Raw genomic sequence first — 12,714 nt, 5'->3', positions numbered from 1 at the left:
TTTTTTGAAAATTTTTTTCTCCAATATGACATCAGACTGGCTGATTACATGTTTTTTCTAGTGAGAGCAGGCCAAATTTGCTATAACTCTTAGGAAAAACAAATAAAAAAACCGCTCGCCTTTGATTTATTCAGAGGGAACGGTTGTGGCTATTCTTATAGAATTATTAAACAGTGGTTGTTGATAAATTGTTAATAAGTTCTTGAACTGATTTATATTCATAACCAAGATCTTTCGCTACTGGAGCAGAGGTGATTTGTCCAGCAAAAGTATTTACACCTTGTTTAATAGCGTAATTCGTTTCAATTGCTGTTACTGCGCCTAGATTAGCAATTTGAAGTGCATATGGCATTGTTACATTTGTTAAGGCAATCGTAGATGTTCTCGGAACAGCACCAGGCATATTTGCTACAGCATAATGCACAACTCCATGCTTCACATAGGTAGGATTATCATGGGTAGTGATATGATCTACTGTTTCAAAAATCCCACCTTGATCAATTGCCACATCCACAATAACAGAACCTGGAGCCATCTTCTTCACCATCGCTTCTGTTACTAGCTTCGGTGCCTTTGCACCTGGAATTAATACAGCACCAATCACCAAATCTGCATTCACTACAGCCTCTTCAATGTTTGCTGGGTTAGAAATAACAGTACTTAGGCTTGCACCAAATTGATTATCTAACTCTCTTAATCTTTCTGGATTTAAGTCTAACAGCGTTACATTCGCCCCTAAGCCAATGGCGATTTTCGCTGCATTCATTCCCACAACTCCACCGCCAATGATGGTTACATTCCCTTTTTTGACACCAGGGACACCTGCTAATAAGATTCCCTTTCCTCCATGAGGCTTTTCTAAGAACTGAGCACCAATTTGAACAGCCATTCTTCCTGCAACCTCACTCATTGGTGTCAATAATGGTAATTTACCATTTACTTCAATTGTTTCATAAGCGATTCCAGTCACGCCATTCTCCGTTAACGCCTTTGCTAGTTCCTGTTCTGCCGCTAAATGTAAGTACGTAAATAAAATAAGTCCTTTGCGGAAATATTGGTATTCTGAAGCGAGCGGTTCTTTTACTTTTATAATCATTTCTGCTGTATTCCATACTTGAGCAGCTGAGTCAATTATCTGCGCACCCGCCGCCGCATATTCTTCATCTGTAAAGCCACTGCCGATTCCTGCATTTTGTTCTACTAAAATTTCGTGGCCGCTATTCTTTAAATAAGACACACCGGAAGGAGTAATTGCGACCCTATTTTCATTGTTTTTAATTTCCTTTGGAATACCAATAATCATGAGAATTCCCCCTTGTTATAAAAACTAACACTAATTGTTAGTTGTCTTAATATTATAATAGGACGAATTCAGAAAATTATCTTTGTTAAAATTAATGAAACAAAAATCGCTCATTTGTGAAAAAACACAAAGGGAAAAGAGGAAAGGTTTCTAATCCTATTTCTATTCTTTCTGCCAATGCATTAATTTTAAATCTAAGTAGATCATAAATTTTTGACTAGGCACCGACAAATCCACTTCCATGATTTCTACCATCCGCTTTAAACGATAAGTAAGCGTATTAGGATGGATGTGCAAACGTGCAGCTGTCTTTTGAATATTTTCACTTTCATCTAAGTAAGCTTCTAAGGTTGCTAATAATTCTGTATGATGGGTTGAATCATATTTTTTTAGATTTCGAATGGCAACATTTTCCGATCCATCTTGTCTTCGTTTTTCTAAGAGGATATCTAAAAACTGATAGATACCTAACTCTTGGTAGTGAACGAATGCCCCTGCTTCCTGAGGGAATTTCTCACGTACCTCTAAAACAGTCCTCGCTTCTCTGAAACTCTTTGGTATATCTCGATACTGTTTGTAAATTCCTCCAAAGGACCCCCTTACTTCTTTAATAGAAAATCTTTCTTCTAGGTTTTGTTGAAAACTACTAATAAATTTTTTATAACAAGCAATAGAATCCCCGTTATCCTCAAGGGGAGTTGCCAAAATAATTAATTCGTTATCTTCAATAGTAGAGAAAGAAATTTTTACATCTTGGGATACCTTCAATAGATAGAGGATATGCTTTTCTATTTCCTTTGTAATCATTTTAGAAAACGGAAAAATCATCACCGTGAAGCAAGCTGCTGCAGGCATTCCCATTTCCTTTAATTTTTCGTCTATATCTGTCTCTTTCACATACCCAGTTAACATTCTCCAAAAAAATTCTTGATTGTCCTGTAAAGTAGGAGTTTTACTTGCAGCAAAGCGTGACAATAAATGACGCGCTACTGACGCCGCGTTCTCTAAAAACCCCATCTTTTCCTCTGTTAGAGGGGTACCCATTTCAATGGCCCAAATATATCCGATTACCTCCTCCCCTCTCCAAATGGAAACTGCCACCCGATTTCCAAGGCCGATTTCCTTTTTCTCTTTAATTCGAATTGGCTTTTTACTTTGAAGAAGCTGCGGAATCACTCCATCCTTCCATAAACGATTGATTACTCTCTCCGGAACCCTGCGGCTAATTATGGTAGAGATTCTGACCATATCCGTTTCTTCGTCATGACTGCTGTATACTAGCACACGATGATGAGGATCCTCCAACGTAATCGGACATCCTAATAATTCACTAACATGATCTACAAAACTTTCAAGGGAATCATACATATCCCTTCTAAACGGGTTTCGCGGCTCAGCTGTCATCCATCTACTCCTCTCCAAAATGCTTACTAAAATCGTTCAATCTTGTTATATCTTTATTTTATCTCGTTTATAACGCTTTCAACAATAAGAATCTTTAGAAGATTATATTCTTTCGGCCAAAACAGTGTCACTTCTCGTTTGCTTGTTCTCTCTAGTAAAAAGCATTAGAGGTTGTTTCCCTTTTATCTTTCTCCCAACAAAAAACCTCTCAAAAGAATTTACTCCTTTGAAAGGTCTGTCATGCAGGATTAAATTAGCCGTTTATTAGGCTTGTTTCCATTAATATCTTTGTTTCTTTTATCCTTTGCATATTATAAGATGATTCTTGCATTAATGTCTCATCTATATAAGCGGGATGTGTCATTACTTCAATGCTTTTTCCAAGTTCCACACGCTCTCCTAATTTTTCAAAATAATTCTCTGTAATTCCATCACCATAGAAATCATCAAAAAAAATATCGGTTAATATTTGAATATCCGTAAAATGAGAACCTGCATTTCTCACAGGTATCTCATACTTATCTGATAACCTTTTTATCACTGGATAGAATTCTTTTATTCCGTGCACATGATGATGACTATCTAAATGAGAAGGAGTAAGATTGGCAGCAAGGTATTTTTCAATTTGTGCTGTCCATTCTCTTTCTAAATCATCTAAGCTTATAGATTCTGGATCACCATATACCAATGTCTGCTTTTTAAAATTACCTGCTTCATCTACAAGTGTTGGAACATCATGTAAAAGTGGCCTTCCCCATGTTAATACAAGATGGACGCCAACCTTTAAAGAAGGTGTATCCTTTGCTAAAGTGATGGCATGCTTTGTCGCTTTTGCATTCATCATCATGGTTGTGGAAGTAACAATTCCCTTAAGATGGGAATCAACAATTCCATAATTGACTCCTCGGCTAAAACCAAAATCATCTGCATTAATGATTATTTTTGTCATGGATTCGTCTCCTTTAAAGCTAGTCATGTGTTTCATTCAGCATAACTCCGCTTTTACATACGAATACTTTCCTTTTCCGTGAAAAACTGTGGTAAATATTCCTTATGTGCTTCAAGCATCTCATCTAGGATCAGTTTAGCAATTCGATCGCTTGGGACAAGGGGATTAATGGTCATAGCAAGCAATGCTTTATCATAGTTACCGGAAATAGCTGCTTCTATCGCTACCCTTTCAAAGGACTTGATTTGGGTTACTAATCCTTGAACTGCTACTGGAAGTTCTCCAACTGCTATTGGCTTGGGACCATCCTTGGTAATTATACAGCTTACTTCTACCGCTGATTCATATGGAATTCCTGTAATGGCACCATGATTAGCAGTATTCACCGCTTGAATATCACATTTATCTGTATAAATGGAGCAAATTAAACGTACAGCAGCGTCACTATAGTAAGCTCCTCCGCGCTTTTCTAACTGAGGGGGTTTAATCGCTAATTCTGGGTCTTTATATAATTCAAACAACCCCTCTTCTAACTTCTGTACAACCTCTGCTCGTGTTTTCCCCTTTTCTGCTTCCTTTAATTCCTGGGCGAGCACATCTCCTGTTTTATAATAATAGTTGTGATAAGGGCAAGGAAATAAATTCAATCCTCTTAAAAACGAGGGTTCCCAGCCCATCGCGTGAATATTTTGCATCGTAATAGCCTTTTCCGGATCTGTGATTAACTTAATGACCTGTTCCTTTGCACTTTTACCATCTATATAAACGTCTAGGCCGTAAACCATATGATTTAACCCTGCAAAATCAATTCTTACTCTGGCAGGATCAACTGCTAGTAAATCAGCAACCCCCCGTTCCATCCCGATTGGCACATTACACAAGCCAGCAACTTTTGTGATACGACTGTGGCGAAGAACTGCTTCTGTTACCATTCCAGCTGGATTTGTAAAATTTATGAGCCAGGCATTCGGACAAAGCTCCTCCATTTCTTTCGCTATTTCTAAAATAACCGGAATAGTTCGAAAAGCTTTAAATAACCCCCCAGGTCCATTTGTTTCCTGTCCGATGACTCCATACTTCAAAGGAATTTTTTCATCAAGTGCTCTTGCAGCGAGCTGACCGACTCGTAATTGTGTTGTAACAAAATCCGCTCCCTCCAGAGCCTTTTTTCGATCCAGCGTAAGAAGAATATCAATAGAAACTCCCGCTTTCTTTACCATTCTACGCGCAAGCTCCCCAACAATTTCTAACTTTTCCTTTCCTTCCTCAATATCTACCAGCCAAATTTCTTTAACTGGTAACTCGTTATGATATTTAATAAAGCCTTCTATTAGTTCCGGTGTATAGCTTGAGCCACCTCCAATAGTTACAATTTTTAAACCGCGACTCATTCTACCGACCCCTTTCTCGTTGTCTGTTGCATACACTCCTGCCGTAAATCAATTATTTCAACCGCAAGATCCTTCAATGTCATTGCATTCATTAAGTGATCCTGTGCATGAATAAGAATAATCGGAATCATAAATTGATCTCCGCCGGCTTCAAGATGGAGTAATTTGGTCTGGATTTTATGAGCCTCCGATAGTTCTGTTTCCGACTCTGTTATCTTCTTTTTGGCTTCAGCAAAATCCTTTTTTTTCGCGTCTTGAATTGCTTCCATCGCAAAGCTTCTCGCATTTCCACTATGTAATATCAGCTGAAAGGAGAGTTGGTATAATTCTTCCTTATTCATGTTTGCACCCTTCTTTCCTTTAGAGACTAACTGAATCCGAATCTTTCGTAAGCTCTGTTTTATTTTTGGAATCAATTTTTACTTGTGCATAAACAAATGGTAAATAAACAACTGTTGATATCAGTAAATTTAATGCTGCCAAACCAGCTCCCCAAAAGCTTCCCCCCGTCGCTAAGTACCCGCCAATTATCGGTGGTGTAACCCATGGAATCTTAGCCGTTACCGGTGGAACGATGCCATACTGCACAGCAAGATAAGAAATGACAGTTGTAATAACTGGCCCAATTACAAATGGAATAAACCAAATAGGGTTTAAGACGATTGGCAAACCAAAAAGGATTGGTTCATTAATTTGGAATACCCCAGGCGCCCCGCCAAGACCAATCATTTGTTTATACCGTTTTCTCCCTGCAATTATCATCGCAATAATTAATCCTAAAGTAGCACCTGATCCGCCCAAGTAAACAAATGCATCTAGGAAGGATCCAGCTAAAATATGATATTCTCCTAATGCTTGAATTCCTGATTGAGCTAAATCAATGTTTTCTGCTCCTGTTTTTTCAAATAATGGTGTCGTAATCCCACCTAATATGTTTGGACCATGAAGTCCAACCATCCAGAATAAATGCACTAATAAAACAATTAATACTGCAAATGGAAGGGAATCAACTGCATTTGTTAATGGAGAGACAATAACCGTATTTAACCAATCATTTAGAACTTTTCCATCTGTTATCATTCTGAAGATAACGCCAAACACGCCAACTAGAAAAATGGTTCCCATACCTGGTACTAATTTAGCAAAGGATTTAGAAACAGCCGGCGGTACTCCATCTGGCATTTTAATGATTAAAGCCTTGATTTTCGATAAGCGCAAGAAAATTTCTGTAGCGATTATCGCTACGATAATAGCAGTAAAAAGGGCAGTGGCATTGAAGTAATTGACAGATACTAGCCCCCAGACTCCACCTGCAACTGTTTCAGTAGCGGCTTCATCTATTGGTAACGTGACACTTGCTGTTTGGGGCAAAAGTAAAAAGAAACATGCAGCAGAAATAAGCATTGCTTCAAACCCTTCATCCCCATAGGATCTAGCTAATTTATAGGAAATCCCAAAGACTGCAAATACAGAAAGAAAAGCAAATGTTCCAAACCATATGTCCCCGCCCAAAGTCGACCAGTTAGCTCCGAATATTGCTTCCATCATTTTTCCATAAGGGGGAATAATTTGACCGAGATTATTAAAAAGTACAGCAAATGAACCTACAATGGTAATAGCAATCATTCCAATTAACGTATCCCTGATAGCAAGCAAATGTCTTTGATTACCAAGCTTTAATGCAAAAGGCATAATATATTTTTCAATAAATCCCATCATCTCTTTATTCCCCCTTTATTAAAGCTGTGGCATGTTCTAACACTTTTTCACCATTACATAATCCATAGTCCTGTGGATTAATTGTTGCAACTGGAATTCCTCTTTGGTCGCCGGCCTTTTTTACTTGTGGTAATAGAAATCGTACTTGAGGACCTAACAAAATAACATCAGCTTTCTCTATCTCGTTGTTCACTTCTGAGGCTGCTATTGCCCAAATCTTGCAGTCTATCCCTTGGTTTCTGGCACTTTGCTCCATCTTTGAAACTAATAAACTTGTAGACATTCCGGCTGAACAACATAGTAAAATATTCACTATTCCATCCCCTTTTAATTGATAGATTATTCCGATATTTTATTCTAAAAAATGTTTCCTTTCGTACGTCTTTTTATCAGCCACCCTTCTTAGGAAAGTAGTAACATCTTATATTTATATTGTAATAACAAATACGACGTATTTCAATACAAATTTATTTGTTATTACAAATTTGTTATTTATTTGCTTATTAGGAATAGAAAAGATATTCTATATTTAGGGACAATATGGAGGGAAACGATTGTGGAAGAAATGAACAAAGATGCTGCGCTACACTCGATTGTAAAAGAGTCCATTATCGACATGATTAAAAGCGGCGAATATCAACCAAATACTAAATTACCAACCGAAGCTGAATTTTGTAACACATTCGGTGTCAGCAGAACAACGATTCGCACAGCCCTTCAACAACTAACAGTTGAGGGCTATGTTTATCGAGTACAAGGGAAAGGTACCTTTGTAGCCGAAAATAAAATCAAACAATCTTTAACTAGTACAGTAGAGCAATTCTCTGAACAAATTACTTTGCAAGGGAAAGCCCCGTCTATCAAGGTGCTTCAGCTGAAGGTTATTGAAGCGACCGATTTTCTAGCCAAGCAATTCAATCAAAATATAGGGGATCCCGTTAACTGCTTAGAACGCATGCGCTATGTAAATGATGCTCCACTACAATATGAAATCTCTTATCTGCCTTGGCACAAGGCACCAGGATTAGATAGCGCTGCTTGCGAAAAGTCTTTATACAAAATGCTGGAAACGAAGTATAATATAAAAATCCGCAAAACAATAGAGCACTTAGAATTAGTTTTAGCAGATGACACTATTTCTAAGAAATTGGAAATTCCTGCAGGATCCCCTTGCTTTCTACTTGAAACCTTTGCTTATGCAGAAGATGAAACTGCCATTGAATATTCCAAAACTATTTTCCGAGGAGACAGAGCACACTTTGTTATTGAGCGGAATTATTGAAGAAGGCAAATAAGGACCACCCGTGAGAATGATCTGAACCCAAAAAGTTAGACACGGGATTTAGGCAGCTACTAGGGCATGAGTTCGATATTGCACCGGACTCATGCCTTTTAATTTTGTCTTAATCCGTTTGTGGTTATAGTAGTGAATGTAATTCTCTAATTCTTCTTTAAAATGCTCCATACTCTCAAATTCTTTTAAATAGAGTAATTCAGACTTTAATAAGCCAAAGAAATTCTCCATGACTGCGTTATCTAAACAATTCCCCTTACGTGACATACTTTGAGTAATCTCATGTTTCTTTAAAGCATGTTGGTACTTCTTCATTTGATAATGCCAACCTTGATCCGAATGGAGGATAGGGGTGTCACCCTCTTTCAAATGCTCAAAAGCTTTGTCCAGCATTTTCGAAACAAGTAGATAAACAGGACGCTTTTCTATGTTATAAGCGATGATTTCTCCGTTGAATAAATCTAGAACGGGGGACAAATATAGCTTCTCCCCGTGTAGATGGAATTCTGTTACATCCGTTACCCACTTTTCGTTTGGTTTCGATGCTTTAAAATCACGTTCCAAAATATTTGGGGCTATTTTCCCTACTTGCCCACGGTAGGAACGATATTTTTTCATACGCACAAGACACTTTAATCCCATCTCATTCATAAGACGGCGGACTGTTTTATGATTTATTTTGATGCCTCGGTTATGTAATTCTAATGTGATCCGACGATATCCATATCGTCCCTGATGTTCATCAAAAATCTCCTGAATTAACTCTTTAACTTCCTTATATTTATCTGGGCGATCCATTTGTTTTACCCAATAGTAATACGTACTACGCGCAATACCAGCGACCTTTACTAGATCAATCACTTTAAATTCTTGCCTTAATTCATAAATTATTTGCGCTTTGTCCTGTTCTGTAGTTTTTCCTTTTCTTGAATTAAGGCATGTAACTTTTTTAAGTAAGCATTCTCCATCCGTAAACGTTCATTTTCAGCTCGTAATGCTTCTTCAGACCCTTCTACTGGTTGAGGTTTATTCGTTTCCTTTTTCATTGGTGGGCGCCCCTTTTGTGTTGGTTTCAGGGCGTCAATTCCATGTAATTCAAAACCTTTTTGCCATTTTAGAATGGTACTATGTGTTGCAATGTTAAATATTGCAGCAGTTTCCCTTATAGACGTCCCTGTCTCTCTCATATAATTCAGTACGTCTAGTTTAAACTGTGTTGTATAAGATGTATAGGGTTTTATTAAAGCATCGGCACCATGATATTCATATTGTTTTATCCAATTTAATAAGACTGTATGATGTACCCCTATGGATTTCGCAATAAATTTTACCCCCTCCGTTCCCTGTAGATAACGAATAACTGCTTCTATTTTTTCCTCTATATTAAATTTAGACATATAAAAACTGCACCTCCAACTGTTAGTTTGTGTCTAACAATTGGGGTGCAGTTCACTATTGACTAGACCCAAAAGGCTTACAGGGCTATTAAACAACGGCTTTTCACAAACTAAAAAAGCCAGATCTAAATAGACCTGACTGCTAAAGTCAAAAGAAATAGAGTGAATCCGCTACTTCCCTACGCTGGTATGATCCAGATCAGGTCGTTAGGGTTAAAAAACGAATTTGTTTTTCTCTCAGCCACCAACTGGCACCCCTAGTAGTCCATATATGCTTATACCTTCATTTTAACTTATTTCATTTAGGACGCAAAGAATTATTCTTATTGTTTCTTGGACAATTTATCCACAAACTGCATATCGATTAATTCTTCGTATTTATAGCCTTCCGTATAGACACCCGTTTTCTCGACAACATCCATTGGTTTTGCAACAGCTTCCTCTGAGATGTAACCGTCCTTGCTCCATAATTCATCAGCATAAGCACGATCCAAAGATGCTTGTAAAATCTCATCTGATGTAGATGGAAATTCTGCTTTTAACACTTTCATGGATAGGTCTGGGTCTTCATCCACCTTCTTAAGTCCTTTTAAAACAGCTTTTACAAAGCTTTCCACAACTTCCGGCTCTTTCTCAATTGTGGATTTTTTTACACTGACAACAGAATAAGGATAGTCTCCCAAACTGGCAAAACTGTAGAATGGCTCTTTCCATGCTCCCTTTTTCATTCCTTCTGTGATTTGCGGTTCTCCACCATTAGCAATATCGGCATTTCCGGATTCTACAAGGGAAACTACTGCACTGGCATCAGCTGGTTCTTCTAACTTCACATCTTTTTCCGGATCTAAACCTAGCTCCATTAACAGCCATCTAGTTAAAAGATTGGGACTACCACCATAGCGCCCAGCTGCAATAACTTTTCCTTTTAAGTAAGCTGCCAGCTCTTCATCGTTTGTACCATCAATCGTTTCCTCTGAGTTTCCCATCAAATAAACATTAGCGCGGTTAACGACGTTTACTACTGACTGAATCGGATCAGAGCTTCCTAAATTGGCCATTTGCACAGAATCTGGTCCGCCCATAACACCCCAGGCATCACCACTAACAACGGATGTAACATGGGCACCTCCTGTTGCTGTAATGACTTCTACTTCCAATCCCTCTTCTTTAAAATAACCTTCTTCTATGGCAACATACAGTGGAAGATAGCCGATCAAATGTACTGGCTCTGAAATAACAATCTTCCTCAATCCATCCTTCGTTCCCTTTTCTTCTTTTGAAGAACATCCTGCAAGGATTAAGACGAAACTAAGACACATAAGCAGAAAAAGCCTCCACTTTTTCAAGGCAAAGCCCCCTTTTTCATATATGAATAGAATGGGAAATTTAGTAGTAGATAAGAAAATGAAGATGAACCAGAAGTATATTGCGGATAATGGAAATACATATTCTATTTCATATATATGGAACATTTTTCTCTTTATGTTCTTTTCAAAGGGGAAAATATTTTATTCCGCATTTCTTCCTCGCAAAAGAAGCTTTTCTATCCATACTGTAGCAAAGTACATCACAATCGAAAGAATAGACAGCACAGCTACGCCCACCCAGACAAGATTGATATTCATAATCTGCCCAGCATATAGGATCATTCGGCCAATCCCTTGTCTAGAGCTGATAAATTCCCCGACAATTGTACCAGCCAATGCTAATGCTATGTTAATTTTCAAACTGCTTACAATCCACGGCATTGTCGTTGGTATGACAACTTTAGTGAAAACATGCCATTTCTTTGCACCAAGGGAATACATTAATTTTTCTAAATCTTTATCTACTGCCTTCACTCCACTGTAAGCAGCAAGAGCTGTTGTAATAATAGTCATCATAAAGGCAAGAACTACCTTGGAGCTAAACCCTATTCCAAATAAAATAACAAGAACTGGTGCAAGAGCTAGCTTCGGTACTGCATTAAAGGCAATTAAATAAGGTTCTGAAATACGTGCATAATAGTAAGACCACCAAAAGGAAAGTCCTAATAGGGCGCCAAAGAAGGTTCCTAGTCCAAAACCAAAGATAGTCGCACCAGAGGTATATAATAAATCACTCCATAAAGATCCTTCTGTCCAAGCTATATAACCCGTCTTCCATATTGTTGATGGACTGCTCCAATAATACGAATCAATTAGTTTCCACTTGGAAAGCAGCTCCCACGCAAGGAGAAATATAATTCCAAAGCTCCATTGCCCAATGCGAGTAAATTTCCTTTTTCTTCGGGCAATGACCTCATCATCCTCTATATAAAGAACCTTCGTTTTATCCTTTGATTCCATCTCTCCATTCCTCCCTCCCTATTTTGTTTCTTCTGTTGATTTTAGTGCTTGTAGTACATATTCTTTTAATTGAATAAATTTAGAGTCTAGTAGTGTTTGTTCATTTCTTGGTCTTGGTAATTGGATTGATACCTTCTCCTTAATGGTGCCTGGTCTTGGCGTCAAAATATATATATCATCTGATAAAAAAATGGCTTCATCTATATCATGGGTGATAAACAAAATAGTTTTCTTAAAATCTCCCCATATTTGCAAAAGCCATTCCTGCATAAATAAGCGTGTTTGTGCATCTAAGGCGCCAAAAGGTTCATCCAGTAAAATAACATCTTGGTCATAAAGCAATGTTCGCAACAAAGCCGCACGCTGCCTCATTCCTCCAGAAAGTTCTTCCGGAAAATGCTTTTCAAACCCTTCCAATCCATATCTCTCTAATAAAGGTAATGCTCTTTGGATCGCCTCTTTTTTAGGAACACCCTTTACCTCCAATCCTAAAATCACATTATGAAGAATATTTCTCCACGGAAGAAGCAAGTCTTTTTGAAGCATATAGCCAACATGCCCACTCTTTCCAACAATGTCCCTTCCGTCTAACAAGACATGACCTGTTGATGGTGTTATTAATCCTGCAATTATATTAAATAGTGTTGATTTTCCACATCCACTTGGGCCGATAATACTGACAAATTTCCCTTCTGGAATCTGCAAATTTGTATCCTTTAATGCGAAAAACTCCTTGCCATTTTTTCGAAAAACCTTACTACTGTCCTTAACCTCTAATTTATACAATTACAGCCCTCCGTTCTAAAATATTCATATTTTTAATAGATTTTTTATAGACCAATTTCTCGTTCCTGTTATAATCAGCTGATTTATCGTTCCCTTCACATGGTCTCTTGTAATGGAGAAAAAAGTGATCAACAGCCTTTAAAA

General features: G+C 37.8%; 12 protein-coding genes and 1 riboswitch. Of the genes, 1 reads left to right on the top strand and 11 read right to left on the bottom strand.

Features of this window, described 5'->3' with window-relative positions; genetic code table 11:
• Window positions 1-166: 166 nt before the first annotated feature.
• The 7 genes from ald to NSQ89_RS24325 all read right to left on the bottom strand — a co-directional run bounded on the left by ald (window position 167) and on the right by NSQ89_RS24325 (window position 7,079).
• Entirely contained in the window at window positions 167-1,303 is a 1,137-nt protein-coding gene (gene ald, locus NSQ89_RS24355; protein ID WP_095258253.1) for an alanine dehydrogenase, read from the bottom strand.
• 162 nt (window positions 1,304-1,465) lie between these two features.
• The gene (locus tag NSQ89_RS24350) at window positions 1,466-2,707 is read right to left on the bottom strand and encodes a PucR family transcriptional regulator (RefSeq protein WP_095258254.1); all 1,242 of its coding nucleotides are present in this window, start codon (window positions 2,705-2,707) and stop codon (window positions 1,466-1,468) included.
• 253 nt (window positions 2,708-2,960) lie between these two features.
• Window positions 2,961-3,656, bottom strand: a complete 696-nt coding sequence (gene chbG, locus NSQ89_RS24345; RefSeq protein WP_047940827.1) for a chitin disaccharide deacetylase — start codon at window positions 3,654-3,656, stop codon at window positions 2,961-2,963.
• 53 nt (window positions 3,657-3,709) lie between these two features.
• Window positions 3,710-5,047, bottom strand: coding sequence for a 6-phospho-beta-glucosidase (locus tag NSQ89_RS24340; RefSeq protein WP_341133402.1), 1,338 nt, complete (start codon window positions 5,045-5,047; stop codon window positions 3,710-3,712).
• Complete coding sequence (locus NSQ89_RS24335; RefSeq protein WP_341133401.1) at window positions 5,044-5,388, bottom strand: PTS lactose/cellobiose transporter subunit IIA; 345 nt, start codon at window positions 5,386-5,388, stop codon at window positions 5,044-5,046. The genes NSQ89_RS24340 and NSQ89_RS24335 overlap by 4 nt, the downstream gene beginning before the upstream one ends.
• A gap of 19 nt (window positions 5,389-5,407) precedes the next feature.
• Window positions 5,408-6,766: a PTS sugar transporter subunit IIC gene (locus NSQ89_RS24330; protein WP_047940830.1), complete on the bottom strand. Its 1,359-nt coding sequence runs from the start codon at window positions 6,764-6,766 to the stop codon at window positions 5,408-5,410.
• A gap of 4 nt (window positions 6,767-6,770) precedes the next feature.
• Window positions 6,771-7,079: a PTS sugar transporter subunit IIB gene (locus NSQ89_RS24325; RefSeq protein WP_047940831.1), complete on the bottom strand. Its 309-nt coding sequence runs from the start codon at window positions 7,077-7,079 to the stop codon at window positions 6,771-6,773.
• Between the two features lie 252 nt (window positions 7,080-7,331).
• Here NSQ89_RS24325 and NSQ89_RS24320 point away from each other — a divergent pair, with 252 nt between their 5' ends.
• The gene (locus NSQ89_RS24320) at window positions 7,332-8,048 is read left to right on the top strand and encodes a GntR family transcriptional regulator (protein WP_047941033.1); all 717 of its coding nucleotides are present in this window, start codon (window positions 7,332-7,334) and stop codon (window positions 8,046-8,048) included.
• Between the two features lie 60 nt (window positions 8,049-8,108).
• Here NSQ89_RS24320 and NSQ89_RS24315 read toward each other — a convergent pair.
• From NSQ89_RS24315 to NSQ89_RS24300, 4 genes are all read right to left on the bottom strand, one after another.
• Window positions 8,109-9,457, bottom strand: a protein-coding gene (locus NSQ89_RS24315) for an IS3 family transposase (RefSeq protein ID WP_095259293.1) whose coding sequence is annotated in 2 segments (ribosomal slippage) — window positions 8,109-9,001 and window positions 9,001-9,457 — 1,350 coding nt in all. Because the reading frame shifts where the segments join, the coding sequence is not laid out codon by codon here.
• A 159-nt stretch (window positions 9,458-9,616) separates the two neighbouring features.
• Window positions 9,617-9,726, bottom strand: a riboswitch (TPP riboswitch).
• A gap of 54 nt (window positions 9,727-9,780) precedes the next feature.
• Window positions 9,781-10,776: an ABC transporter substrate-binding protein gene (locus NSQ89_RS24310; RefSeq protein ID WP_047941034.1), complete on the bottom strand. Its 996-nt coding sequence runs from the start codon at window positions 10,774-10,776 to the stop codon at window positions 9,781-9,783.
• A gap of 189 nt (window positions 10,777-10,965) precedes the next feature.
• Entirely contained in the window at window positions 10,966-11,784 is an 819-nt protein-coding gene (locus tag NSQ89_RS24305; protein ID WP_061796938.1) for an ABC transporter permease, read from the bottom strand.
• An 18-nt stretch (window positions 11,785-11,802) separates the two neighbouring features.
• Window positions 11,803-12,570 (bottom strand): ABC transporter ATP-binding protein, encoded by a 768-nt coding sequence (locus NSQ89_RS24300; RefSeq protein ID WP_047940835.1) that lies wholly within the window; start codon window positions 12,568-12,570, stop codon window positions 11,803-11,805.
• Between the last annotated feature and the right edge of the window lie 144 nt (window positions 12,571-12,714).

Origin of the sequence: Niallia sp. FSL R7-0648, from assembly GCF_038007005.1 — a bacterium.
GTDB lineage: Bacteria > Bacillota > Bacilli > Bacillales > Cytobacillaceae > Niallia > Niallia circulans.
This window is presented reverse-complemented; position numbering and strand designations above follow the sequence as displayed.